This is a genomic window from Actinacidiphila yeochonensis CN732, from assembly GCF_000745345.1.
In the GTDB taxonomy this organism is placed as follows: Bacteria; Actinomycetota; Actinomycetes; order Streptomycetales; family Streptomycetaceae; genus Actinacidiphila; species Actinacidiphila yeochonensis.
The window spans coordinates 580,128-606,623 of sequence record NZ_JQNR01000005.1 but is presented as its reverse complement, the minus strand read 5'-3'; the positions used below and the strand labels follow the sequence as shown (position 1 = coordinate 606,623).

Sequence of the window (26,496 nt, the reverse complement as noted above, 5' to 3'; positions counted from 1 at the left end):
GACAGTCGTGCGTGACACTCCATCAGGGCCTCTCGCGGGCCCCGGGGCGAGGGTGAAATCCACCGGTCGCCGATGGAACGACCGGCGTCGCCGAGACTGTCCGGTCCTGACAGATCTCACGTCCGGCTAGGGCCCTGGCGAAGATTGCCCGTGAGAACACTCCGTAGCTGATCTGCGGGCGCAGATGGAGCGGCTGCGTCGGCGGATGCGGGAGCGTCGGCCCATTCGAGAGCGAGACCAGCACTATAGGTTCGGCGCTCTCGTCATCCCCGGATCCCAGGGTGCGTGGCCTGTCATCAGCCGGGCGACGAGCGGCAAACGGTATCAGTACGGTGCAAGGTGCGCGTAGCATTAATGGCCATGGATCTCGTGGCACGCGTACGCCGGGCGTTGGGCGAACAGGCTATCCACCCAACGGAGTTCGAACGCTGTGCCTGTGCACTCCTGCAATCGCAGTACCCGGGTCTATCCGCGGTTGAAGGCGGGCATGACTTCGGCCGCGACGCCGATATCTACTTTCCGTGGGGATTTGAGGACGTGGACGCTCGTGGGCGTCTGCTAGTCACCACCGGTGATCCGGTGGCGAACCTGCGCAGGGGCCTTCGCAGAATGCACGAAGAGGATGTGCAGGCCGATCTGATCGTGATGGCCTGTTCGCAACCGGCGGACGCAACAAAGCGCGCGAACATGGATCGGCTGTGTACCGAACGCGGCCTCCCAGCACCGCACATCTATGCCCAGGACTGGTTTGCTACTCGCCTCGCCACCGAGCCGGTGTGGCGGTTCAGCCTCCTCGGCATCAGAGGAGAGCTGGGTGCTCTGCTTGATCGGCCGCTGGACCTGCCGGAGGACCTGGATGACCGAACCGACCTCCTCGGACGGGAAGCCACTCTCGCCACGCTTGCCGACACTGTCGCCCAGGGCCGGGATGTCGTGCTGGTGGGCGTGCCTGGTGTGGGTAAGACGAGGCTCACCACCGAATTGGAAGGCCAGGTCGCTTACCTTGAGCAGGCGCAAGCGGACCGCATTCTGGATGAGCTGCTGGAAACCCGGCCCGCTGCCGTTGTCGTGGACGACGCCCACATTCGCCTCGATGAGATGCGCGTGCTGCGGCGGGCGCGTCACGGGGCGGAGCATGCCTTCGCCATCGTCGCGACTACCTGGCCTGACAGGGCAGACGAGGTAACAGCGGCCCTTCCCAAAGCTGTCCGCGTCGACGTTGACCTGTTGGAGCGATCCGACATGAACACACTGGTCACCTCACTGGGCGTCACCGGTCACCGGGCCCGGATGGTTGTCCTCGACCAGGCGGCCGGACGGCCGGGCTGGGCCCTCACCTTGTGTGAGATGTTCGCCAAAGGCGAGGGCAGTCAGGTGGCCAGCGGCGCAGCGCACCTGGCGAACGTAGAACGACACCTCCGCCGTATTACCGAGTCCGAGACGGCCGTCGATGCTCTGGCCTGTGTAGCGGCACTGGGAGGGGCTTCCAGCGAGACGCTGTACGCGCTCGCGCCTCTTGTCGGCGAGCCGCCGGCCAGCATGTCCGGCCTCATGGAGCGCCTCGCGCGCAATGGCCTCGTTGAGACTGTCAACGGTGTCTGGCACCTGCAACCTGCACTGCGCGCACCGCTGATTGCCCGGTGGTTCTTCACACGGCCGGCAGGCAGGCCGTGGTCCACCCTCTGCGACGCCTTTCCAGACCGGGACCGTGACCTCGCCTCCGCCGTGATGTCCGCCGCCCGGGTCTCGGCCTCCTCTGACGCTCGGATGACCGCCGATACCTGGGTCCGAATGCTGCCCACGCCAACCGAATGGGGCACCGGAACCTTCGCTGTAGTGTCCGAATATGCCCGGCTGGACCGGGTAGCCGCTCAGTTCGCTGTCGCCCAGGCCCGTACGGTCCTCGCCAGCCCGCGCGAGACCGAGCAGATGTATGGGATCACCGTCGATCCGCAGAGCGATGCCGCTGCCCGTCAACTTGCGCAGTCGGCCGCTCAGTATCTGCTGCCCGAGGCGGTGACGGGCCTGCTCGACCTCGCAGTGGGAGACAACCGTCCGCGCCATTCCACCCCTCAGCACCCGCTGCGCGTGCTCAGCGATGTGGCCAATGCCATAGACCCGGATTTCGGAACCGCGTTCGAGATTCGAGGGCTCTTGCTGCGGCCAGTGCTGGAGTGGCTGCGTACTCACCGCGCCCCGTCGCACTGGGCCGTGGCCACCGAGGTGCTGGCGAGTGTCTTCGCCATTGAAACATCGGGGAACTGGACTGACCCGGGTGATCTGAACACGGTCACCCTCGCCCAGGGTGTCGAAAGCGCCGAAAACCTGGCGCGACTCATCTCCTTGTGGGAGGAGGTTGTGCCCGTTCTCGCAGATACCGAAGGGCAGGATGACCTGAGCAGCGCCCCGGCTGCGGTGGTTCCACTATTGGACTTGGCGGGCTCATGGGTGCGACTCGGAGAAGGGTTCGTGCCGCACAACGGTGAACCGAGCGAGGCGCAGAAGGGCCAGGGAGCGGAGGGAGGAGCTCGCATCCTGGCCGCACTGCATCCCCTGCTCCAGACCTTTCCTGGGCTGGCCCTCCGTGCCCGGCGCATGCTCAACGCTGCATACGCCCGCGGCGGCGACAGGGGTCGCAGGCTCCGGGAGCTGGACGTCGACCCTGACTTGGAGTCTTTCACCGGCTGGAGTCGTTGGGGCCACATGGATACCCGCGATGAAGCCGCACAAGGCCGGGCCCACGCAGTGGAAGCCCTCGCACAGAAGATCGCTGCGCTCGGACCGCTCGACGGAGTCGTGAGATTCGACGCACTGGTTGACCAATCCGAGCTTGCCGGCGACCACGGGGGCGGCGTCTGGGTATCCGACCGAATGGTGCCTCACCTCGCCGATCCCGCTTCCTGGCACGCAGCCGCCACCGCAGCTGGTAGCCCACTCATGCTTCGCGCCGCATTGACCCGATGGCTCACCACCTCGCCCGGCACGTTGTCGGCAGATGTCCTCACCGCTGCACTGGATGATCCCCGCTTCAGGCCTGGCGTCATCTCGACCGTCCTCGGACGAGGTGAAGATGACGAGGCTGCCGAGTTCGTGATCGGGGCGATGCGCACGGAGGACGCCTGGCTGCTCGACTCGCTATTCATCCAGGACAAGCCGAACGAGGTGCTGCACCGTCTACTGCTCCATCCGATTCCCACAATCGCCAGCAGCGCGGCGGTCACCTTCGCCGTTGGCCAACCCCACGGCCCCTCACTGCCGGAAATCTGGCGCTCTGCTTGGCGCGACGCTGTGCAGCACCTCCGCCCCGAGGACCTGTCCCAGCACGACCACTGGCGTGTAGGGCAGTTGCTCGGTCATCTAGCCGACCATGATCCTGATCTGCTCGAAGCGTGGTACACTGAACGGCTCGGCGAAATGGCCAACCGCGGGTATTTCGTTGCCCCTGAACCCCACGGCTGCGATCTCCACCTGGACCGCCTTCCACAGGCGCACCGTTACCGGCTTTCCGTCCGCTGCGCCGGCCTCCCGCGCATCGGCCATAGTCCACTCATCCAGCTTGTCGGTTCAGACCGCGACTTGGCGGAGCGTCTGCTCCACGACTGCGCCGTTACTCCCGACAACCTCCTCGAAACCCTCGTGGGACAGCGCAACGAGACCCTGGAGCGCCTCGGCCCGCTGCTCCTCGACCACGGCGTACCCCCCGCTCGCATCGCGGCCAACGTCGCTTGGGTCGACTCCTGGTGGGGTGAAGACTCCGCCAGACATCAGCACCTCATCGACTACTTCATCACCCTCTCAACACGCGTTCCCGCCCTCGCCTCCGTCGCCACAGCGGGTCGGGCTCAGCAGGAGGAGCTGCTGCGGGAGGCAGAACTCAAGGAGCGCGCTGCGCGGGTGCGGGGGCAGTAAAGCGAGGCTGGCAGATGATCGCGACCCTCTGGTCTGGAACTTAAGCGGAGTGGATGGAGTCATGTTCGGTAGCCGCTTCCCGAGCAGGGATGGCCATGCGCGTCGGGCCGCGCGTTGTTCGGCCACAGCCCAACTGGTCCACGCCAGTACACCGCGTCAGACATCTCATCGGAGGTGGGGGAAAGGCGGCATTCTCATCGGTCGGCGCTGCCGGGCGGGACGACCCATTCGGTGGGTTGGCCGGTGAGGCAGGCGATCATGTCGAAGTCTCCGTCGTAGTGGAGGACCGTTCGCCGGTTCAGTTCCGCTGTGGCGGCGATCAGCAGGTCGGGGAGGGACAGAGCGCGGTGGAAGCCTGCGTTGAGGGCATGGCGCTGGATCTCGAGAGCGCGGGTGAAGGTGTCCTCGTCGGTGCGGAGGTAGTCGAAGGCATGGAGCCAGGTGCTGATCCGTGTTGCTTCTGAGCTGTCCCGTGCGGAGTGGATCATCTCGAACTCGGTGGGCTGGCATACCGCGAGGAGGTAACGCTCGTGCAGGGGCTTGAGCACCTGTTTGACGCTCGGTTTCGTCCAGCGGGCGAGGGCGGACTTGTCGATCAGGTAGCGGTCTTGCATCAGGCGGCCTGGCCCCCGTTGTGGTCACCGTCGTGCTTGAGGGAGCCGTCGGCGTTGCGGGGGCCGGTGCTCTCGACGATCTCGCTGAAGTCGAGCTCGCCGGCATCCATGGCGTCGAAGAACTCCTGTCGCAGGTGTCGCTTGACGGCGTCTTCCATGGCGAGGCGGACGGCTTTGGCCTTCGTTTTAGTCCCGAAGATGCGCATGGCCTCGGTGACCATGTCTTCATCGAGGTCGATGACGGTTCTGGCCATGTGGACGGTCCCTTCGCAGATACTCTCGTGAGTGAAACGATACCATCTATCGACCATGAGAGATATCGTTTTGGCCCGGAGGTCTCGTCGTGGATGGAGACTGCGGCGTTCGTGGTGAAGCGCCGCCCGGTCGCTCCTTGTGAGAAATGGACAGTCGTCCTCATGTCAGGCTCCGCCCCTGCCAGGGGTCTCGTCAGAAGCGGTGGGACGGCGAGAGGTTGCCGGCCAAGCGGCCCCGCCGGTGGAAAGCTGGTGGCCGGACGCCTTTGGACGGTGCAGCACGGGGTGGCACAGCTCAACCGGGTGCACCGCTTCTGATCAGGCGAAACGTCACGAGGCGGCACCACACGGCACCGGACAGCATGATCGCTCACGGTCTCGTAATGCGTAGGTCTCGGGTTCGAATCCCGAAGGCGGCTCCATCCAGCCCCAGGTCATGTAGCCCGTGACTTGGGGCTTCTGCTTTTTCCAAGATCCCTCCGCGAGGGTGGGGCGGCCACCTCGGGGCACCATGACCGCCGCCGGTGGACAACCGGTGGGCAGGCGGGCAACGAGCGTGCAGACCGGTGACTGGCGGGCGGGCCAAGGATCTTCCCTGGAGGACGCAGGCCTGGATGCCGTGCGTGATGGATCCATCGCCGGCGGGCGGAAGGGCGCTTGGCCGGTTTTCACATGGTGCGAGTAAACGGCACTGCGCTGACAGAGACCTGCGCGGCTGGCTCGTCGGCCAGTATGGGCGGCTGCTGCCGGCGACCTTCGCTCTCGGCGGCTGCGGCCGGCAAGTGCCGGCCGCAGCCGCCCGTGATCAGGCCGGGACGAGGTCGGGCCGCGGCTCTGTCGGGAAGTCCCGGACTCGCCGAAGGGGCCCAGCCAGCAGGATCAGTCCGAACAGCACGAGCAGGACCGCCGTGATCCACATCGTGGGCGGGTACCGATGACGCTTCTGGGGAAACCGCCGAGCAGGGCACCGAGGGGAATCGTGCTGTAGCTCAGGAACATGGTGGTGGCCACCGCGCGGCCGAGGATGTTCGGCGGACAGAAACGCTGCCGGAAGCTGTTGAGGAAGGCGTTGCCGGCCACGACCCCGACCATCGGGGCCAACGACCCGATGGCGAAGAAGACCAGTCCGGCTCCCGCTGTCGTGAGCGGCATGAGGAGGGCGAACGGAGCAGTTCCCAGCCGGCAGATCAACATTCCCCGCGAGGCACCGGCGACATCGAGGCCGGCTTGGCCGCCGAGGCCGGCCTCGGGGTGTTCCGCGTCGCCTTCTCGCGATGGGGCACCGCTACCGAGGGCCACGTCGTGCGAGACGTCTTGCCCGAGACGCCGGACCGACTGCGGGCCCTGGCCGCCGGCGGCTGAACCGCCTCCGGCTCGCCCACGCCCGTCAACGTCGAACAGCCGGTCTTTGGTGGGGCCGGGCAGGTGGGGTGCTGCCCGGCCGCACTGTGTGCCTCGGGCGGCGGCCGTTCCAGGGGTCAGCCCGAACTGCGCCGGCCCGTGAAGCGCCCCAGCCCCGGCAGGAGCAGGAGCAGGAGGCTCCAGTACTGCAGCACCGGTACGGCGAGGGCGACGGCGAACGCGACGACCGTGGCGATGACGTTGATGTAGTTGTCGGTGTACAGGCGCGCGATCCACCGGCGGGTCTCTTCCTCATCCCCCTCGACCATGACCGGGTTGCCCTTGATGATCTTCAACATGGCCAGTCGGCACACCATGCCGACCAGGAGCACCGCGTAGTAGAACGCCGCCACGAACCGGTCGCGGCCGCCGAAGGCACCGATCATCTCCGTCGGGAGCGGGAGCACGACGACCGACAGCAGCCACCCCATGTTCCACACCGTCAGGGAACGGGTGATCTTGTCGACCGTCGAGAAGGCCCGGTGGTGCTCCCGCCAGATGTTCGCGACGACCGCGAAGCTGAGCAGAAAGCTCCAGACCTGGGCGAGGTGACCGGTGATCACCTCGCCGGCGCCCTCGTGGGCGGACGCGGCCTCGGGGACGAGGTCCACCAGGGGCAGGATCAGCAGGGTGATGGAGATCGCCGTCACCGCGTCGGTGAACAGCACCAACCGCTCCCCCGAGACGCCCCCCTCGATCCTGTCCGGCGCGGGGGCCGACGGCCCTCCGGGGGCGCCCCCTCCCGTCCCGGTCTCACCGACGACGTCCCTGGCACTCACGTGTTCGCACCTCTCCTTGGTCTGCCCACCGCACCTGCCGTCGGCGAGGCACGGGTGATCGGGGGTTCGGATCATCTACGGGTTGTTCAGGTTCGATCCCGGGGGAGTTCTCGCTCCGCGCATGTCCGCCGACAACGCGGCCGGTCGGACCTCTTCGGCCGTCAGCCGTGGGCTGCGAGGAGGTCGAGCGGGAGCCGGGCGCAGCGGTCGGGTTCGCGGAGGGGCGGTGCGTGGCGGGCGTCGGGAACGTGGACGGTACGGAGCACGGCCGGCCTCCAGCAGGGACACGGGCAGCGCAAGGCCACGCCGGGATCTGCCCGGGCAGGGCGTCGACGGGGGAGCCCAGGGAGCGGAGGCCATCCGCGAGACCCGTGTCGACGGCGGCTACCGTGGGCATCCCGCCGAGTCGTCGTGCGCCGCCCGGTCCGACAGACCGGTGTACCGGCCGATCGCGGTGCCGGTCACTCGGCCGTGGCCCCTTCGACAGCGGCTGCCGCCTTCTCCAGGATCACCGGATCGAACAGCGTGCCGGGGTGACGCAGCATGTACGAAACGTTGTTGAACGCTCCTGACACGTCCGCGTCGACCAGGGCGGCACGGACGATCTGCTCCATGGCGCGGCGCTGCTGCCGCACGTCCTCCGGTACCTCGGTCCCGTTCTCGGCGTCGATGCGGGCAGCGTCTCCTCCCGCGGACACGGCCCAGGCCGCGTCGACGACCACCTGCTGCAGACGGAAGAACTCCGTGGCCGCCTCGTCGAGGTCAGCGCCGCTGTCGAGGTAGGAGGCCAGGCAGGAGGCGTGCAGAGCGGCGGAACTCATGCCCTGGCCGTAGACCGGGTTGAACGACGCCACGGCGTCGCCCGTGCTGACCAGGCGCGCGGGCATGCGGCGGGCCTCGGTGAAGTGGCGACGCCGGCTCTCGGCCTGGTGGTACGGCACCACGTCGCGAGTGACGTCGCCGCTGGTGATGTCGCTGAAGATCGGAGGCAGCAGGGCGCAGTTCGCGCGGAAGTCGTCGATCGTCCTGCCGGGCCGGTTGTCGCCGTAGCCCATCAGCATGACGAGCCACTGCTGCCCTTCGATCGCGGTCGCCGCCGCGACGGAGACTCCGCCCGACGGGTACTGTGGTGTGAACAGTTGCAGTACGGTCGCTGCTTCCAGCTCCGCGAACTTCGCCGGGCGCTCGAACAGGGCGGTCGCGTAGTTGACCGGTGCTTCCAGTCGTTCGAGCCGGGGCTGGTCGTAACCGTCCTGCTTGAGCCAGGTCGACAGCCTGCTGGAGCGTCCCATCGCGTCCACGACGAAGTCCGCCGCGAGGACCCCCTCCGCCCGCTCTCCCTGACCGCCTGTCCCGGTCTCGGCGTAGCGCACGCCGGTGACGGCGCCGTCGTCGTATCGCAACCTGGTCGCCTGCGCCCGCAGGACCGAGACGTTGGGCAGGGCGGTGACCCGGTCCCGGACGAGGGTTTCCAGCAGAGGACGCCCGATCGCGAGGAAGCGGTGGTCCACGCCGTCCCGCACCTGCCGGACGGCGTCGTAGCCGACGAACTGCTTGTCGGGTCCGACGAGCGACGCGCCCCGGTCCTGGGCCTCCTGCGAGACGCCGGGAAGCCACCGTTCGATCCACAGCCGGCCGGCCGGCAGCAGCGTGTGCACCTGCTGGTCCTGGGGCACCCCGGACCGCGGCCCGGCCTCCGCCGACAGGTCGTCGGGCTCGACGATGACGACCTCACGCGCGCGGTCGGAGAGCACCCGTGCCGCGAGGAGCCCCGCGATGCTCCCGCCCATCACGCACGCCGTGTCGAACAGGACGGGTGCGTCGTGCGGCGGCTCAGCGCCGACGAGACTCTCGAAGAGAGTCACCACAGATTCGGACACCGGAAACTCCAGTCGGTGAGGGGAACGAACCTGGACCGGCGGACCAACGCCCAGGCAGCTGGAACAAGGACCCGAAGATCCGGCGAAATCCGCTCGTCTCCGAGGAGGGCGGAAGCCGCCCGCCCATGCTCACCGGACCCGGACGCCGACGGCTTGTACCGGACTGCCCCATGCGTTGTACTTCCGTGCCACCCACGGCCGGGCCGCACAGTGAGCCTGGCTGCGGGCGGTGGCCCGGGGGCCGGGTACCTTGATCCGGATGAGCACCGAAGCCAGCGCGTCGTCTTGGCGGATCGGGAACCCCTCGACACCCGTGGTCGACATCACCGTGCCGTACGCGAACGAGAACCGGGACGGCGTGCTGCTCGGGGAGTGGCGCCGGCAGGGCGGCGAGCAGGTGCCGCCGCCGCCCATGCGGCTGCCGCGGCACAGCGAGGGGACGTACCGCGCTCGCATCTGGAAGCAGAACCTGCTCGACTTCTTCCTTGAGGACCAGTACAGCGATGCCGTCGCGGGAAGCACCGGCGGCCCGGGCGGGCACCTGGAGGACCGGGTCGTGACGAGCGTGACGCTCAGCGGTGAGTGGCGCTTCGCCACCGCCGGGCAGCGAGCCACGGCGGCGGCCGGAACGCTGTGCGTGCGGAGGAACGAGGACCCGTGGGACTTCGAGGTCGCCGGTGGTACGCGGGCGATCACCCTGGTCCTTCCCGCGAGCGAGATACGGTTCCCGGTGAACACGCGGGCGGTCACCGCGGAACAGTCTTCGCCCGCCGCGGCTCTTCTGCTCGCCCAGCTGCGTCTCTGGGCGGAACTGGCGGACAGACTCGGTGCCGCCGCGGCCGGGGCCACCCGCAACGCGACCCTGGAGCTGTTCAGAGGACTGATGAACGACCAGGTCATCGACGACGCGGAGTTCGCCCCCGCGCTCCTCAGGGCGGCGATGGACCACATCGAGACCCGGCTGCTCGCCGACCACGACCTCAACCCCCGGGGGATCGCGGCGGCCCTGAACGTGTCGGTCCGCACCCTCTACCGGGCATTCGGCCAGGGGACCGTGCCGTCGGTCATGGGATACGTGCGCGAACGCCGTCTCGTACGCGCCAGGGCGGAGTTGATCTCGACCCGCCTGACCGTGGCCGAGATCGCCGCGCGCTGGCACTTCGCCGACAGCAGCCATTTCGTCAAGGCGTACAAGAAACGATTCGCCGAGACTCCCAGCGCGTGGCGGTAGGACCTTCCAGTTGAGAGGTGTGGTGGTCCCCGCTTCCCGTGGGCGGGTCGTCGTCCGCCCAGCGTGAGTGGCTCCGTCCCGACGGACCCGGGCTCTCGATCACGGACCCGCGCCCTCGATCACGGACCCGCCCCCTCGATCACGGACCAGGCGCGGGCCGACTTCGGCCGGGCTCTGGTGCCGCCGACGATGTCCGACAACGGCAGCCGGCCGCCCTGACCATTCGGTGACTTGCCGTCAGAGCGCTGAGGGACTCTTCACGTCTCGAACGACGGTGTGCCTGATTCCGGTGGGGGTCGGGGGGCGGTGGGTGCGGCGGTAGGCCAGGGGGGAGAGGCCGAGGCGGGTGTGGAAGTGCTTGCGGAGCACGGTGGGGTCGGTGAAGCCGGTGGCCGTGGCGATGCGGGTGACGGTCAGGTCGCTGGACTCCAGGAGACGGCGGGCGTGGTCCAGGCGGCTCTGCAGGAGCCACTGAAGGGGGCTGGTGCCGACCTCGGCGCGGAAGCGCCGGGTGAAGGTGCGTTCGCTCATGTGGGCGTGGCGGGCCAGGTCCTGGAGGGTGAGGGGTTCGGCGAGCTGGTCCAGTGCCCACTTCCGGGTGGGTGCGGTGGAGTGGTCGGTGTCCTTCGGTACGGGGTGCTCGATGAACTGCGCCTGGCCGCCTTCGCGCCAGGGGGCCGCCACGCAGCGTCGTGCCGCCGCGTTGGCCACGTTCGAGCCGTGGTCCAGGCGGACCAGGTGGAGGAGCAGGTCGATGCCGGCCGCGCCGCCGGCGCCGGTCAGGACGCGTCCGTTGTCGACGAAGAGCACGTCGGGATCGACCTGGACCTCGGGGAACAGCCGGGCGAAGGCGTCGCACAGGGCCCAGTGGGTGGTGGCGCGCAGTCCGTCGAGCAGGCCGGCGGCGGCGAGCAGGAAGGCTGAGGTGCACAGGCTGACCACGCGGGTGCCGGGCCTGATCCGGGCGAGGGCCGCGGCCACCTGGGCGGGCAGCTCGCCGGTGGCCAGGAGGTGCGCGTCGGGTTCCTGGGTGGCGATCACCACGGTGTCGGCGGTCTCCAGGAGCGACTCGTCGGCGTCGACGACGATGCGGAAGCCCTCGTTCGTCCGCACCTGCCGGCCACCGAGGGAGCAGGTCGTCACCGTGTACAGCCGTGCCCCGGTCGGGTCGAGGGCCTCGTTGAGGACGCGGGCCGTCATGCCGAGGTCCATCGGCATGACCTGGTCCAGGGCGAGAACCGCTACACGATGCGTCATGGCCGGAATGGTACGACAGCTGTCTCTCCGGCCACTCTCCGACGGCCCCGCGTCTCAGCGAGTCTGGATCGCGACGGGGTCGAAGATCCCGGCTGATGAGGCCGAGGTGGCCGAGGTGGCCCAGGTGGCCGACGAACCCGCGACGCGGGTGGAGCGAGGGAGAACATGAGCGAGCGGACGATGCGCGCCGTCACGATCCAGGAGTTCGGCGGGCCGGAGGTGCTGACCACGGGACAGGTCGAGCGCCCGGTGCCGCTGCCGACCGAGGTACTGGTGCGTGTGCACGCGGCCGGGATCAACCCGGTGGACTGGAAGACGCGGGAGGGCCACGGCATGGCCGCCCTTCAGAGGTTGCCGCTCATCCTGGGCTGGGACGTCTCCGGTGTCGTGGAGGAGGTCGGCTTCGGCGTCACCACGCTCGCACCGGGCGACGAGGTCTACGGCATGCCGTGGTTCCCGCGCCCGGCGGGCGGCTACGCGGAGTTCGTCACCGCGCCCTCGCGCCAGTTCGCCCGCAAGCCGGCCTCGATCGGGCACGTCGAGAGTGCGGCTCTGCCCCTCGCGGCGCTCACCGCGTGGCAGGCCCTGGTCGACACCGCGGGCGTCACCCAAGGACAGCGGGTGCTGGTGCACGCCGCGGCCGGCGGCGTCGGGCACCTGGCGGTGCAGTTCGCCAAGCACCTGGGCGCCGAGGTGATCGCGACCGCCAGCGAGTCCCGGCACCCCTGGCTGAAGGAGCTGGGCGCGGACGAGACCATCGACTACACGCGGCAGCGGTTCGAGGACGTCACGGGCAAGGTCGACGTCGTCATCGACCTGGTCGGCGCCCAGGACGGCACCGACGTGCGGTCGGTGGCGGTGACCCGGCCCGGCGGCCTGGTGGTCTCCATCCCGAGCGGGGTCTCCGACGCTCTCGCCGCCGCCGGCGCGCAGGCGCGGGTGCGGACCAGCGACCTGCTGGTCGAGCCGGACGCGACCGCCCTGACCCTGGTGGCCGGTCTGGTCGACTCCGGCGCGGTCCGGGTCGAGGTCGAGCGGACGTTCCCCTTGGAACAGGTCGCCGAGGCGCACCGGCTGGGAGAGGCCGGCCGTACCCGCGGCAAGCTGGTGCTGGAGGTGGCACGGTGACCATGACGACGACGGAGTCGGGTGGTTGACGGCACCCGAGCCAGGGACGCTCGTGCCTCGCCCGGCAGGGTGTACCCCGCTGGCCGCCGTGGCACGGGCCCTCGCGGCGCTGGCCGGAAGAGCCGCGTAGGCCCACGACGAGGCTCTCCGGCCGCCTGGCGATGACCCGCGCCAGCACACCTCGCTGCCGGGCGGACCCTGCCGGTCGCGGCTTCAGAGTGGTGAGCGTCCTGGCCGCAGGGCCCGGTAGCACGGTGCGGGTAGTCGCCCGGATGTCGCCGCCGCGGGTGGCGGCAGCCGTGCGGAGTGAGGCCACCGACAACCCGGTGTCGTGCAAACCGGTTTCGTGCAACAGGGGGTTGTGCAACCCGGTGTCGTGCCGGTCGGCCGGCGCGATACCCGGTGGACGGTGGGAGAACGGGGCGATGACCGGCCCAGGGACGGCTTGCGCGTGGGCGGCGAGAGCCCGGCATTCAGCGGCGGTGATCCACCGACACGTTCACGATGGGAAACGCCGCCCTTGGCGGAATGACGGTCTGCCGGACGGCCGTCGGGCAGCCGACGAGGCCCTGGTTCAGGGGGCGGCCTTGTGAAGTCGCCCTGAACGACCGGAATCTCGGTGCGTCGTCACTCTGCCACCATCCGTCCCGCGAAGGTGCCCTCGCGCCCGACGGCGTGACCTGAGGGGGGAACCGCGGGCAGCGGCGGCACGGCGATGAAGAGCAAGTAGGCGTTGATAAGCTGAAGTTGACGTTCTCATTATGATTGGCCGATTCGTGAACTGCGGCCGAATTTCCGGGGGGAAATTCATGCGTCCCCATCTCAGAACGGCGTTGGCGGCGGGTGTCGTCCTGGCCTCGCTGGTCGCCACCGCCACCATCACCGCCGGGTCCGCCGCGGCGGCCGGCGCCTCGCTCAAGGTCACCACGATCGACCGGGCCGGTGCCGCGGTGTCGGGCTCGGAAGTCCAGATCGTGAACCTGGGCACCCAGAAGGCGATGAGCGGTCTGCAGCACAGCGGCGGGACCGTCCCGCTGGCCGCCGGGCAGTACGCCGTCATCACCGACATCCGGGAGCCCAACGGCACCGCGGACACGATCGGTGCCGCCGTTGTGAAGGTCTCCGGCGCCACCTCCGTCACCATCGACGCCCGGAAGGGCGTGCAGCTGAAAGTGTCGCTCGACGCGACGGGCCTCGGGGAGCAGAGGCTGCTGGACGCCATCTGCGTGGGCGGTGTCGCCGCCAACCCGGCCAGCGACTTCGAGGGGGGCACCGACGGAGGAACCAGCTACGTCGTCCCGAACTCCTCGTCGTCGCTGCGCTTCGGCTACCTGGCCGAATGGGGTGGCGGCGCCGAGGATACCTACGCGGTCACCGGCGGCCAGGTCGGCGTCCCCACCGCTCCGGGCGGTCTTTTCCACTCGAAACTGATGGCCACCGAGCACGTCCAGTCCAACACCGGCCCGAACGGCGGCGCGGAACAGGACCTGTCCTTCGTACCGCAGGGGTCGCCCTGTCAGGCCCGGCTGCAACTCGACAGCGTCAGCAACTCGGGTTCCGATTTCCCGTACGGCGCCACGGCTCACCTGGTGGCGGGCAAGTGGGACATCCGTTCCGACGAGTTCAGCCAGTTGGGCAGCAACGGAACGTTCCACGGTGTCCACGACCTCGCCGCGAGCCAGACGTACTCCCAGACCTTCTACCGGGCCGGCTGGGGACCGGCGCGAGTTCTGCCGTACGTCTACGAGCGCCAGGTCCGTTTCGACGTGAACAACATGTTCCAGGACCCCTACACCACCGGCTACGAGTACGGGTCCAAAGTCTCCGTGAAGCTGAGCCAGGGCAGCAAGGTGATCGCCCAGGACACCCTGATCGGGGACTCCTGGGACGGCAGCCCGAACGACTTCACGGCGTACGCGAACAGCGCCGCGTGGTACACGCTGGACGCGTACGCCATCCGCTACCGGCCGGGGGTCGTCTACCCGTCGGGCATGCTGTCGCCCTCCACCCGGGCGGTGTTCCACTTCTACGCCGATCCGCGGACCCAGCAGGTGGCCCAGGGCGTGCTCAGCCGGTTCCTGGTCGGCGGCCTCGACAGCCGGAGCCGCGCGAAGCCGAAGAGCATCACGCCGGTGACCCTGTTCATGGACCGCGCCGACCCGCACGTCGGGGTGCCGTACAAGGCCGACAGCGCGAAGACCGTGCAGGCCTGGTACTCCACCGACAACGGCAAGAACTGGCACGGCCTGCACGTCAACCACATCGGTTCCACCTGGTCGACCGACGTCCAAAACCCGGCCGAGGCGAAGGTCTCGCTCAGCGCGAAGGTCACGGACGCGGCGGGCAACAGCATCCAGACCTACTCCAACCAGGCCTACGCGGTGCGCTGACCGCTCCTTCCCGTCTTCCCGGGCCGGTCCGGTGGTCGCCGCCGGGCCGGTCGGGGAACGTCGGGGAACGTCGGGGAACACGGTCGCTGGTGACGCGCACCGCGTCAAGGGAATGGCGGGTGAAATTCGCCCGGAGGTCGACCGGTGCGCTGCGAGACGGGGAACTGTGCTTCGCACCCTCGAACACTTCCCGCTCATAAGCCCCAACCGTATGCGCGGTATAACTCGAACCCCACTCGTCCGCAGTGGACTCTTTCGACGGCCTTCGCCGGGAAACTTCACGGTGCGGCATCCCCGGCCAATACGCCGTCAAGATCAACTCGTGTGGCAACGGCCCCGAATTACGCCCTAAGGTCAAGTCTGGTGAGAATTGGACCACTTGACAGCGACGGAGCGTGACGGCATAGTGGCGATCATGGTGGCTTTCACTGCTGAGCACAATTCGTTTCGTCGGCTGGTCCGGGACTTCGCAGAGAAAGAAATCGGACCGTACGGGGACGAGTGGGAAGCGAAAGGGATGTTTCCCGCCCATGAGCTTTTCCCGCGGCTGGCGGAACTCGGCCTGCTCGGTGTGGAATACGACGAGAAGTACGGCGGCCAGGGCGCGGACCACCTGTTCACCGTGATCCTGCACGAGGAGCTCGGCCGGGTCGGACCCGCCGGCGTGGCGCTGGGTATCGGCATTCAGACGGACATGGCGACCCCGGCGCTGCACCAGTTCGGCAGCGAGGAGCTCAAGCAGGAGTACCTGGTCCCGGCGCTGAAGGGCGAGGCGGTCTGCTCGGTCGCGGTGACCGAGTCCGACACCGGCTCCGACGTCTCCGCCCTGCGCACCCGCGCGGTGCGCGACGGCGACGACTGGGTGATCAACGGCTCGAAGACCTACATCACCAACGGCGCCCAGGCCGACTGGGTCTGCCTGCTGGCCCGCACCTCCGACGCCACCGGCTCGGGCGGCTTCTCGCAGATCATCGTGCCGGCCGGCACGCCGGGCTTCGAGGTCCATCGGACCTTCGACAAACTCGGCATGCGTTCCTCGGACACCGCCGAGCTGACGTTCACCGACGTGCGGGTCCCGGTCAGCAACACCATCGGCGAGATCGGCCTCGGCTTCTACCAGCAGATGAGCCAATTCCAGAACGAGCGCCTCGCGCTCTCCTACGCGGCGGTCGGCGGCATGGAAACGGCGCTGACCCGGACCGCGGACTACCTGAAGACGCGCCGCGCCTTCGGGTCGCCGTTGATCGACAAGCAGTACATCCAGTTCAGGCTGGCCGAACTGAGTGCCCGGCTCGATATTCTGCGGCACTACAACTACGCGGCTGCGGAGGCGTACATCCGCGGTGAGGAAGCCATCCGATTCGCGACGATCGGGAAACTGGAGGCGGGACGGCTGGCCCGGGAGATATCCGCGACGTGTCTCCAACTCCATGGCGGGATGGGATACATGGAGGAGATGTGGACGGCCCGTTACTTCCGGGACAGCCCCGTGTGGTCGATCGGTGGCGGGACCGACGAGGTGATGCTCTACTCCCTGTCCCGTCTGGACGGCTACCACAGCTGAGCCGGCCACCGCGGTGGCTGACTCGGCCCCAGCCAGCCAGCCGATCGAGACGGTCGGATCGAAGAGGTCGGCCGAACCGGTGGGATCGAAGAGGTCGGATCGAAGCGGTGGGGGTCGAACGGACCGCCTTCCCTGCCGGCGCGCGGGTGCCACCTGACGCGCGGCCGGTGCACGCCCTCGTCGCCGGGGCCGGTGACGACATCCGCTGAACGCAGGTTGAAAGGGGATTCATCGCATGAGGAGCGCGGTGGAGGAGCGGTGGTTGCGCCGCTTCCGCGACGACGACGAGCACGGCACCACGTTGATCTGCTTCCCGCACGCGGGCGCCACGGCGAGCTTCTACCGCGGGTGGCCCACGGGGCTGCCGGCCGGCATCGGCGTCATGGCGGTCCGGTACCCGGGTCGGGAGGAGCGGTTCGACGACCCGTTCCCGTCCGGGATGGAAGCCCTCGCCGAGGACATCGCCGGCGCGCTCGGCGAGTTGGCACAGCGCCGCAGCCTGGTGCTCTTCGGTCACTGCATGGGTGCCTCGGTGGCCCACGAGGTGGCGCTGCGCCTCCAGGAGCAGGGCTGCCCGCCGGCCGCCCTGTGCGTGTCCGCGACCCTGCCGCCACAGGCCCTGGTCGGCCGCAGTCTCGACTTCGGTACGGACGAGGACATCATCGCCCACGCCGTCGGCCTGGACGCGAGCCGGGCCGCCGCCTTCGAGGACCCCGTCATGCGGGAGATCGCGCTCCCCGCCGTCCGCGCCGACTACTTCATGGTCGGCGGCTACTCCGGTGGCCGGCGCCCGGAGCTCGACTGCCCGGTCCACGCGTTCGCCGGCGACGAGGACCCCGAACTGACCCCCGAGCAGATGCGCGGCTGGGCGGAGACGACCCGTGGCGCCTTCCGGCTCAGCGTCCTGTCCGGCGGGCACTTCTACCTCAAGCCCGAGGGCGAGGAGGCCGCCCTGCTCGCGGAGCTGAGCGACGTCCTCGACGCCGTGGCGTCCGGTGCGGCGAGCACTTCCTGAGCACGCCCCTCCACGTGCCCGCGGCTCCTCAGCCTCTCAGCCTCTCGGCATCTCGCATCTCCCCTCGCTGAGCACGACCGCCCCGACCGCAGCGAGACCTCAACCGTCCTGGAGATAGGTGATCATGGAAGAGACAAGCTCCCCGCCCGTCGAAGAGCGGGCGGCGCAGGACCCGTCCGACCTCATCGGCCTCGTGCGTTCGGCCTGGCGTGACGCGCTCGGCTACGACACGTTCGACGACGACACCAGCTTCTTCGACGCCGGCGGGGACTCGTTCGTGCTGGTCTCGCTCATCGAGCGGATCTCGAAGTCCTCGGGACTGACCATGAAGGCCGTCGACGTCCTGCGATCCCCCACCATCCGGAGCCAGGCCGCGCTGCTCATCCGGCAGAGGGACGGGGGCGAGTCCTGAATGGCACCCGCGCCGGGGGAGACGGGAGAGACGGTGGAGGCGGTGGAGGCGGTGGGGGCAGGAGAGCCTGACGGCCGCGACCTGTCCACCGAGGCGGTCGCCCTCGGTTTATGGACGGAGAGGCTGGCCGGGATACCGACGATTCTGGAGATACCGTCGGACGGCCCCTCCCCGTGCCGCCCTGAGGCGAGCCGCGGCCGACTGCCCGTCGACCTGCCCGCCAACCTGCCCGCCGAGGCCGCGTCGTCGTCCGCGTCCGATCGGTCCCGAGTGCCGGACGTGCCGTCCACGTCGCTCCTCCTCGCCGCCTTCGGGCTCGCGCTGGGACGGCTGAGCGGGGCGAGCAGCCTGCTCGTCGGAGTCGGCGACCGGGGCAACCCCGTTCCGGTCCGGGTCGACATCGACGACGACCTCTCGCCGCGGGCGTTCGCCGAGTCCGTGCACGCGTCGCTGGAGTGGAGCCTGCGGGCCGGGGACGTCCCGTTCGGCGAGCTCGTGGCGCGGCTGGGCGTCGAGCGGTCGGACCGGTTCCACCCGCTCGTCCAGGTCTTCTTCGAGGCGATCGACCGGACCGGCCGGGGAACGCGCGACGGCGGCCCCGGGGCGCGCCGCGGCGACGAGGCCGGCGCCGGCCGACCGTGCTTCGACGTCGCCGTGGAACTGGAGGGTTGCGGGCGCTCCTTCGCGGGCCACGTCGACTACGCGAGAAGCCTGTGGGACGAGGACGAGGCGGAGCGGTTCGCCAGGACCTACGCGGCCGCCGTCGAGCAACTCACGGAAGCGGTCGCGGCGACGGCCACGGCCACCGTCACGAAAACCGCCACGGCGACGAAAACCGCGACGGACACGTCCGCGGCTGAGACGGCCACGGCTACGGCGACGGCAGCGGACGGCGCAGGCGCGACCCTCGCGGATGTCCGGTGCCTCTCCGCCGAGGCGCGGCGGATGCTCGACAGCGTCAACGCCACCGACCACGCCTTCCCGGACTCGTCCGTGGACGAGCTCTTCCGGATCGCCGCGGCCCGATGGCCCGGCGCGGAGGCCGTGCGCGACGCGGAAACGGCCCTGACCTACGCGGAACTGGCCGTCGCCGCGGCCGGACAGGCCCGGCTGCTGCGGGCCGCCGGTGTGCGGGAGGGCGACGCCGTACTGGTCTGCGTGCCCCGGTCGGTGGCGGAGGCGGTGGCGGTGCTGGGCACGCTGTGGGCCGGCGCCACGTACATCGGCGTCGATCCGGCCCAACCCCGCGCCCACGTCGCCAGGATCATCGCCAAGGCGTCGCCCACCGCCGCGGTCGCGAGCGAGGACGCCGCCCCCCGGCTGGCCGTGCACGGCGTGCCTCTGGTCGGTCCCTGGCACCCTGGGCGCGCGGTGGACGGGGAGGTCGTGCCGCCCGCCCGGCCCGATCCGGATCGCCTGGCGTACATCGCCTTCACCTCGGGTTCCTCGGGCGAGCCGAAGGGGGTGAGGATTCCGCACCGCGGAGTGATCCGGCTGGTCCACGAGAGCGCGTACCTGGGGCTGGGCCCGGGGGACCGCTTCCTTCGGATGGCGCCGCTGGCGTTCGACGCCTCCACCATCGAGCTGTGGGGAAGCCTCCTCGCGGGCGCGACGCTGGAGGTGTGCCCGCCGGAGCTGGTGGCTCCGAACGAGATCGGTGCCTTCATCGAGGAACGGCAGCTGACGTCGGTGTTCCTCACGGCGGGTCTCTTCGGGCTCATGCAGGAGTTCGCGCCGAAGTCGCTGGGCGGTCTGAGGCACATCCTGACCGGTGGCGACGTGGCCCCCTACGAGCAGGTCAGACGGGTCCTGTCGGACAACCCCGGTCTCGTGGTCACCAACTGCTACGGCCCGACCGAGAACACCGTCATCACGACGGTGCACGCGGTTCGCGACCCGGGCGACGTCCTCGGCCCCGTTCCCATCGGAAAGCCCATACCGGGAAACCGGATTCACGTACTGGACAAGCGGGCCCGGCTGCTCGTGCCCGGAGCCGTCGGAGAGCTCTACGCCTCCGGATCGGGTCTCGCCTCGGGCTACGCGAAGGACCAGGAGGAGACCGACCGGTGGTTCGGCCGCTTCTCGCCGGACGTCCCCGAGCGGCTCTACCGTACGGGCGACCTGGTACGCCTCGACGGAGCGGGCCGTCTCCACTTCCTGGGCCGGGTGGACGACCAGGTCAAGTTGCGCGGCTTCCGGATCGAACTGCACGCCATCAGCGACGCGTTGAACGCCCTGGAGGGGGTCGAGGAGTCGCTGGTCACGGTCACCGACGGCGGCAGCATGGACAAGCGGCTGATCGCCGCGGTCCGGCTGACGCCGGGGACGGAGGTCACGCCCGTGGACCTGAGGGGCCGGCTGGCGGAGAAGCTGCCGTCCTACATGGTCCCCGCCCTCTGGTCGGTCGTGGACCAACTGCCCCTGACGGCCAACGGCAAGGTCGACCGCCGCCGGCTCGCCGCCGCCGCCAGGCCCGCGGGCTCCTTCGCGCGTCGCGGCAGGCCCTGACGGCGGACGCGGCGGCCGGCACCGTGAGCCGTCTCTCTCCTCCCCGTCGTGACTGTCGTCCCCGTCGTCCCCGTCGTCCCCGTCGTGACCGTCGTGACCGTCGTGACCGTCGTCCACCTCGTCTCCGCGAACCACGGACGGTTCGCCGACCTTCGTTATGAGGCATCCGCATGTACGACGCCATCGTGGTGGGGGCGCGCTGCGCCGGTGCCCCGACCGCCATGCTGCTGGCCCGCGCGGGGTACCGGGTGCTCCTGCTCGAACGGTCGGCGTACGGCTCCGACACCGTCTCCACGCACCTGGTCCAGCAGCCCGGGATCGCGGCACTCGCACGCTGGGGCGTGCTGGAGCGGCTCCGTGCCTCCGGCTGCCCGCCCGTGGAGCGGACGGTCTACACGGTCGCGGACATCCACATCGAGGGGTGTGCCCGGGGTGTGGCGGGACAGCGGGCGAGGTTCGCCCCGCGGCGCCGGGTGCTGGACGCGCTGCTGGTGGACGCGGCCGTGGCGGCAGGTGTCGAGTTCCGTGACCACTGCCGGGTCACCGGCCTGCTGCGTGACGAGGCGGGCCGCGTCATCGGAGTCGAGGGCCGGCACGGTGAGCGGGGCTTCACCGAACGGGCGCGGCTGGTGGTCGGGGCGGACGGCATGCGCTCCACCGTCGCGCAGCTGGCGGCAGCGCCGTACGTCGTCCAGGACCCGCCGCTGACCTGCGCGTACTACACGTATTGGCAGGACGTTCCGGTCGACATGGAGCTGCACGAGCGCCCCGGCGGGTGGGTGGCCGCGGTGCCCACCCACGACGAGGCCACCATCGTCCAGGCGTACTTCCCGCAGTCGCGCTTCAAGGAGGTCAGGACCGACGCGCAGCACGCCTACGAGGAGCAGATACGTGTCACCGCGCCGGCGCTGTACGAGCGGCTGCGACGCACCAAGCCGGTGGAGCGGCTGCGGGGCAGCGGCGACCAGCAGAACTTCTTCCGGCAGCCGACCGGGCCCGGTTGGGTCCTCGTGGGCGATGCCGGCCACCACAAGGACTCCATCACGGCACGCGGCATCACCGACGCGTTCCGGCAGGTGGAGCTCCTGGTGGACGAGGTGGCGGGCACGCTCGGCGGCGACCCCGGACAGCTCGACGCGAGCCTGGCCCGTTTCGCCGACGCGAGGGACGAGGCACTCGCCCCGGGCTACCGGTCCACCCTCAACGTCGCCCGGCTGTCCGCCCCCCACACGAGGCGGCTCGCCATGCTGCGGGCCATCCAGTCCGATCCGGAACTCGTCTCGACCTACTTCGACGTGGTCGCCGGGATCGCCACCCCCGACGCCCTCTTCACACGCGGCTGAGCCCCCGCCCCCGCCGCCGGTGTCCCTCATCGCCCCGTCCGGGGCCGGCGAGGGGAGGCGGTGGCGGGTGGCGGTACGGGAGGGTGGCGTATCGGTGGAGCGGGGACGTCGAGTGGTTCCCGCGGTCGTCGGTCCTGCTCAGGGCGGGGTGGGCGTCACTAAGGTGATGGCGTGCGGACCCAGCGGCCGTCAGGCGACGGCAGGACCGAGGCCGAACAGCGGACGCCCCAGGTGCGTACGGGTGGGCAGCCCGCCGGCTCCGGGGCCGCGGGGAACAGCGTGCTCGGCACTCTGGGGAGGGCGGGGAACGCGGCCACCGCCGCGGCGCTGCGGACGGCGCGGAGTGAGAAGAGGCGAGCCGCCGACCGGGCGCCGGGCAGCGAGGAGCGCGCCGAGGCGGGGCTGGTCCTGCCGCCGTACCTGATGGGGCTGGAGGCGGCCGGGCTGTCGACGGTGTACGGGCTGACCGGGCACGAGTTCGTGCGGCACGCCCTGGAGCGGGCCGTCGGGTACGGGGACGGGGACGGGGCCGTCGGCCGGATCGCCGACGAACTGGCCGGCCGGCCGGAGTCCTTCTTCGGGGCGGCAAGGGCAAGGAGTGGTTCGACGTCACCGTCAGCAGTTCGCGCTCCATGGGCGTGCTGGCCCCCGGCGCCCCGGCACCCAGAGCCCGTGCTCTCTGGCACCCGGCTCCTCGCCGGGCGCCGGGACCCTCGGCATCCGTGGTCAGTCGGCGCCCAGGGACGCGGTCAGCTCGCCGCGCCGGCGAATCCCCAACTTCCGGTAGGTGCTGGTGAGATGGGTCTCCACGGTGCGCCGGGCCAGGTGCAGGAGGTCGGCGATCTCGGTGTTCGTCCGTCCCCCGGCGGCGAGCTGGGCGATACGGCGCTCGCTGTCGGTGAGGGAGTCCGCCCCCGTGTGGGCGGTGGCGGCGCGGCGGGCGCCGCCCTCGCGCAGGGCCTGCTCCGCGAGGCCGAGCAGCCGCGCCGCGCCGAGCTGCTCGGCACGTTCGGCCGCCTCGCGCAGGCCCCTGCGGGCGCGCGTGCGGTCCCCGACGGCGGTCAGCTGGCGGCCCTGCGCGATCAGCGCGGTCACCAGCTCCGGTTGGACGGCGGCCGGCGCTCCCCGCAGCACCCGCACGGCCTCCTCGGCCAGCTCCAGGCCGCGCCGCCCGCCGGTGACCGTCCCGAGCACCCGCAGCGCGCGGCCCACCGGGCGCGGCGTGCCCCACGCGCGGGCCAGGCGCAGCTCCTCCTCGGCCAGCGTGAGCGCCTGCCGGGGGCTGCCCAGGGCCAGGCACAGCTCGGCGGCGGAGGCGCGCCACGGGGTGACGACCGGGCTGAGCACCTCGCGTTCGGTCTGCCGGCGGCCGCACTCCAGGAAGTCGTGCAGTGCCCCGGCCGGATCGCCCGCCGCGGCGCGGTGCAGGCCCCGCGCGTACAGGAACCGGTTCCGCTCCCAGGAGTCGGGCGCCTGCCGCAGGTCGACGGCGTTCGCCAGCCGCCGCGCCTCGGCGGTGCGGCCGGTCTCCACGAGCGCGGTCAGCGCGTGGGCGTGCGCGTTGGTGGGCCCCGCGGACGGGAGGACGGCGGGCCCGGCCGGCGGCGGCCCGTACGCGCCGCGCGCGGCGGCGATGTCGGCCCGTACGTTGAGCAGCGCCACGTGCACGGGGTGCAGCAGGTGGGGGAGCTGGCCGGCCAGGCCGCGGTCCACCAGCTGCTCGGCCTCGTCGAGTTCGTCGGCCCACTGGGCGACGGCGGCCGCGGCGCCCAGCAGGTACGGCTCGGTCAGCGGGTCGGCCGGCTCGGCGAGCAGCAGGCGCACCTTCCGCATCGCGTGGTCCGCCGAGACCAGCCCGGCGGTGGCCGCGTGCCGTACGAGCAGCGCCCGGGCGGCCGCGCCGACCAGCTCCGGCGAGCGCCGCTCGGTGTCGCACAGCCGCCGGTAGACCTCCCGGCGGACGGACTGGTCGTGGTCGGACAGCAGGGCGGTGGCACCCTGCAGGGCGCCGGCCAGGCCGGGGTGGTCGGGGTGGTCGGCGAGCTGGCCGTCCGCCGTGCGCAGCACCTCGACGGCGGCGCGCGTCCTGCCGCGTCCGGCGAGCGCGGTGCCCAGGGCCACGGCCGCGCGGACCCGGTCTCGCGGCGTGCCGGACAGCTGCGTCGCCTTGGTGAGCCGGGGGATCGCGGCCGAGGACTCGCCGCCCGCGTACTCCAGGGAGCCCAGCTCCGTCAGCAGCCGCTGCCGCGGCTGGTCGGAGAGCGGCTCGTCCAGGGCCCGGCGCAGGTACGCGACGGCGTCGCCGGGCCGTCCGTCGCGCAGCGCCAGCGTGGCGGCGTCGTGCAGCACGCCCGGAGCCCATGACGCGCCCACCGGGTCGGACCGCAGCAGGTGCCCGGCGACCGTCTCGGCCGGGGCGCCCCAGCGCAGCGTCGCCGTGGCGGCCGCCCCGTGCGCGGCGCGGCGCCGGGCCGCGGGCACGCCGCTGAGCACCGCGTCCCGCAGCAGCGGGTGGGCGTAGCGGGGCCGGCCGGCGCCGTCGGCGCGCAGGACGCCCAGGCCGGTCATCGCGGTGAGCCAGCCCGCCACCCGGGCGGGGTCGGCGCCCGCCAGCTCGGCGAGCAGCCGGCCGAGGTCCTCGGCGGCCCGCCCCGGCCCGGACCCGGCGGCCTCCTGACCCGCGGCCTCCTGACCGGCCGCCTCCTGACCTGCGGCCGGTCGCTCCGCGGCCTCCCGCCCGTCCCGGTCCGGCCCGTCGTCCAGGGCCGCGAGGGCCCGCGCCACCTCCGAGGTGCCGGCTCCGGCGCTGTCCAGCCACCACGAGACGGCCGCCGGATACGCCCCCGGGTACAGCGCCGCGGAAGTCTCGGGCACGGCGGCGGAGGCGCCGGAGGCGCTGAGGTCGTCGAGGAGGGCGCGCAGCAGCAGCGGGCTGCCCGCGCCGGCCCGCACGCACGCCTCGACCCACGCCTCGGTGGCCTCGGGATGCTGGGCGCGCGCCAGGTCGGCGGCCGACCCGGCCGTGAGCGGGGCGAGGGTATGGGTGCGGACCAGGGCGGGGGAGAGGCTGTGGGTGAAGCCCGGCACGGGCGGGTCGATGTCGTACTGGCGGCGTTCGGTGACGGCCAGCAGTACCGGCAGCGCGAGCCGGCCCACGTGCCGGGCGGTCTCCACGAGCCACCGGTACGAGGGGGCGTCCGCGAGGTGCACGTCGTCCACGGCCACGAACAGCGGCGCCACCTCGGCGTACGCGAGCAGCGCCTGCCACAGCCGGGCGCCCCGCTCCCGCTCATCGCCGCCTTTCCCGGGAAGCTCTAACTCCGGTGCCGCGCCCAGTAGTTGAAGGACCGCTGCGAAAGGCGCCGCGGTGTCGCGCGGCGAGCAGCGGGCGCGCAGCACCCGCATGCCCTGCGCCGCCGCGGCCTCGGCGGCGGCCTCCAGGACGGTGGTGCGGCCGGTGCCGGTGGCCCCGCGCAGCAGCGCCAGACCGCCGGCGCCGGCGCGGGCGGCGACGGCGCCGGCCGCGAAGAGGTCGGCGGCGACGCGGTGTCGGCGCGGCTGTTCAGCGTGCGGTCCGGACATCCCGGCCTCCTTGCTCGGCTCGCTCGGATGGGTCGTACGGCTGATGGGATTCCTGTGGTTCGCGTGCTTCGTGTCGTGTCACGCGTTTCGCACGCTTCGCGTGCGTCACATGCTTCACGTGGCTCGGGTTCGGCGTCGTCCTGCGCTCATTTCCGGCCGTCCTGCCCGCGACGGGAACCGCGAACGCCGTCTCCATCGTGGTCTTCGGCGTCGCTGATCTCGTGGTTCTGCTCGTGGTACTCCACGATTGTGTGAATCCCACCCGCCCCACGAGTGTGGAGAGTGCGGTTCTGCCGCCGACAGCACCAAGGTGGCACGCACGTGGATATAGGGGACAAGCTTGTTCAGCGCAGCGCACAGCACACACTCCGGCCTGGCGGACCCCGCGGACCGGATTCGCGTGGCGGTGCACGCCCAGGACCCGATCTCGCGCGAGGGGGCGCACAGCCAGCTGCGCCGGTGCCCGGAGATCGACCTCCGCGAGGTGGCGGACTCCGGCCCCGGCATGGTGGCGGTGCTCGTCGAGGACGTGCTCGACCAGGCCGCGCTGACCCGGCTGCGCCGGCTGGTGCGCAGCGAGGGCGCCCGGGCGGTGCTCGTCGTGAGGGCTCTGCGGGAGGCCGAACTGCTCGACGTGATCGAGTGCGGCGTCGGCGCCATCGTGTGGCGCCACGAGGCCACCGCGACCCGGCTGGCGCAGGCCGTCCTTGCCGCCGCCCGCGGCGACGGCGACCTGCCCGCTGACCTGCTCGGCCGGCTCATCAACCAGGTGGGCACGCTGCACCGGGGTGCCACCGGGCGGTCCGGCGCCCCGGCCGCGGGGCTGACGCCGCGTGAGATCGACGTGCTGCGGCTGGTCGCCGAGGGGTTCGACACCGGAGAGATCGCCAGCAAGCTCTCCTACTCCGAACGCACGGTCAAGAACGTCATGCACGGCCTGACCACACGACTGCATCTCCGCAACCGGGCGCACGCCGTTGCCCAGGCCCTGAGGGAAGGCTACATCTGACCGAAAGGGCAACCGGGACCGCCCCTCCGGGCATGCCGCGCCCCGTCGTCCTCCCGGCCTGCCCGCCGGGACAGGCGGCCCGGCGGGCAGGATCGGTACGGTGGCCGGAAGGGCCAGGGTGACCGGACGACCACGGCACCCGGGTGACGGCCAGGGCGGACGCGAAGAGCACGCGGGGAGCGTGCGAGTGAGCAACGGCGCCCGGGGCGGCCACGGGGGC

The 26,496-nt window shown here is 71.0% G+C and carries 17 protein-coding genes; 10 read left to right on the top strand and 7 right to left on the bottom strand.

Annotation, left to right across the window (positions count from 1 at the left end; genetic code table 11):
• Window positions 1-360 precede the first annotated feature (360 nt).
• Window positions 361-3,909 carry a hypothetical protein gene (locus tag BS72_RS14490; protein ID WP_157856233.1) on the top strand — a complete coding sequence of 1,183 codons (3,549 nt, stop codon included), beginning with the start codon at window positions 361-363 and terminating at the stop codon, window positions 3,907-3,909.
• A 194-nt stretch (window positions 3,910-4,103) separates the two neighbouring features.
• On the opposite strand, the gene BS72_RS14485 is transcribed toward BS72_RS14490, so the two are convergent.
• The 5 genes from BS72_RS14485 to BS72_RS14465 all read right to left on the bottom strand — a co-directional run bounded on the left by BS72_RS14485 (window position 4,104) and on the right by BS72_RS14465 (window position 8,837).
• Window positions 4,104-4,523: a PIN domain nuclease gene (locus tag BS72_RS14485; RefSeq protein WP_037910915.1), complete on the bottom strand. Its 420-nt coding sequence runs from the start codon at window positions 4,521-4,523 to the stop codon at window positions 4,104-4,106.
• Window positions 4,523-4,777, bottom strand: coding sequence for a type II toxin-antitoxin system VapB family antitoxin (locus tag BS72_RS14480; RefSeq protein ID WP_037915845.1), 255 nt, complete (start codon window positions 4,775-4,777; stop codon window positions 4,523-4,525). Before BS72_RS14480 ends, BS72_RS14485 begins: the two co-directional genes overlap by 1 nt.
• Before the next feature lie 879 nt (window positions 4,778-5,656).
• Window positions 5,657-5,929: a hypothetical protein gene (locus BS72_RS14475; protein ID WP_157856232.1), complete on the bottom strand. Its 273-nt coding sequence runs from the start codon at window positions 5,927-5,929 to the stop codon at window positions 5,657-5,659.
• Window positions 5,930-6,255: 326 nt separating this feature from the next.
• Window positions 6,256-6,957, bottom strand: a complete 702-nt coding sequence (locus BS72_RS14470) for a TMEM175 family protein (RefSeq protein ID WP_232792407.1) — start codon at window positions 6,955-6,957, stop codon at window positions 6,256-6,258.
• 461 nt (window positions 6,958-7,418) lie between these two features.
• Complete coding sequence (locus tag BS72_RS14465) at window positions 7,419-8,837, bottom strand: FAD-dependent monooxygenase (protein ID WP_037910910.1); 1,419 nt, start codon at window positions 8,835-8,837, stop codon at window positions 7,419-7,421.
• Window positions 8,838-9,096: 259 nt separating this feature from the next.
• On the opposite strand from BS72_RS14465, the gene BS72_RS14460 reads away from it, so the two are divergent.
• A complete protein-coding gene (locus BS72_RS14460; protein WP_037910908.1) occupies window positions 9,097-10,068 on the top strand; it encodes an AraC family transcriptional regulator in 972 nt (323 codons plus the stop codon).
• Window positions 10,069-10,305: 237 nt separating this feature from the next.
• Here the strand turns inward: BS72_RS14460 and BS72_RS14455 are convergent, their stop codons facing one another.
• The gene (locus BS72_RS14455; RefSeq protein ID WP_051951112.1) at window positions 10,306-11,325 is read right to left on the bottom strand and encodes a GlxA family transcriptional regulator; all 1,020 of its coding nucleotides are present in this window, start codon (window positions 11,323-11,325) and stop codon (window positions 10,306-10,308) included.
• A 165-nt stretch (window positions 11,326-11,490) separates the two neighbouring features.
• Here BS72_RS14455 and BS72_RS14450 point away from each other — a divergent pair, with 165 nt between their 5' ends.
• The 7 genes from BS72_RS14450 (at window position 11,491) to BS72_RS14420 (ending at window position 21,685) form a co-directional block, all read left to right on the top strand.
• Window positions 11,491-12,453, top strand: a complete 963-nt coding sequence (locus BS72_RS14450) for an NADP-dependent oxidoreductase (RefSeq protein ID WP_037910906.1) — start codon at window positions 11,491-11,493, stop codon at window positions 12,451-12,453.
• 809 nt (window positions 12,454-13,262) lie between these two features.
• Complete coding sequence (locus BS72_RS14445; RefSeq protein ID WP_157856231.1) at window positions 13,263-14,843, top strand: hypothetical protein; 1,581 nt, start codon at window positions 13,263-13,265, stop codon at window positions 14,841-14,843.
• 415 nt (window positions 14,844-15,258) lie between these two features.
• Window positions 15,259-16,407, top strand: a complete 1,149-nt coding sequence (locus BS72_RS14440; RefSeq protein WP_037915837.1) for an acyl-CoA dehydrogenase family protein — start codon at window positions 15,259-15,261, stop codon at window positions 16,405-16,407.
• 235 nt (window positions 16,408-16,642) lie between these two features.
• The gene (locus tag BS72_RS14435; RefSeq protein WP_037910899.1) at window positions 16,643-17,422 is read left to right on the top strand and encodes a thioesterase II family protein; all 780 of its coding nucleotides are present in this window, start codon (window positions 16,643-16,645) and stop codon (window positions 17,420-17,422) included.
• A gap of 124 nt (window positions 17,423-17,546) precedes the next feature.
• Window positions 17,547-17,834 carry an acyl carrier protein gene (locus BS72_RS14430; protein WP_037915834.1) on the top strand — a complete coding sequence of 96 codons (288 nt, stop codon included), beginning with the start codon at window positions 17,547-17,549 and terminating at the stop codon, window positions 17,832-17,834.
• The gene (locus BS72_RS14425; protein WP_078901364.1) at window positions 17,835-20,342 is read left to right on the top strand and encodes an amino acid adenylation domain-containing protein; all 2,508 of its coding nucleotides are present in this window, start codon (window positions 17,835-17,837) and stop codon (window positions 20,340-20,342) included. It begins immediately after the preceding gene.
• A gap of 170 nt (window positions 20,343-20,512) precedes the next feature.
• Window positions 20,513-21,685, top strand: a complete 1,173-nt coding sequence (locus BS72_RS14420; RefSeq protein ID WP_037910897.1) for an FAD-dependent oxidoreductase — start codon at window positions 20,513-20,515, stop codon at window positions 21,683-21,685.
• Window positions 21,686-22,411: 726 nt separating this feature from the next.
• Here BS72_RS14420 and BS72_RS14415 read toward each other — a convergent pair.
• Window positions 22,412-25,267 carry a helix-turn-helix transcriptional regulator gene (locus BS72_RS14415; protein WP_037910894.1) on the bottom strand — a complete coding sequence of 952 codons (2,856 nt, stop codon included), beginning with the start codon at window positions 25,265-25,267 and terminating at the stop codon, window positions 22,412-22,414.
• Between the two features lie 340 nt (window positions 25,268-25,607).
• On the opposite strand from BS72_RS14415, the gene BS72_RS14410 reads away from it, so the two are divergent.
• Window positions 25,608-26,276 (top strand): helix-turn-helix transcriptional regulator, encoded by a 669-nt coding sequence (locus tag BS72_RS14410; RefSeq protein ID WP_037910892.1) that lies wholly within the window; start codon window positions 25,608-25,610, stop codon window positions 26,274-26,276.
• Window positions 26,277-26,496 lie beyond the last annotated feature (220 nt).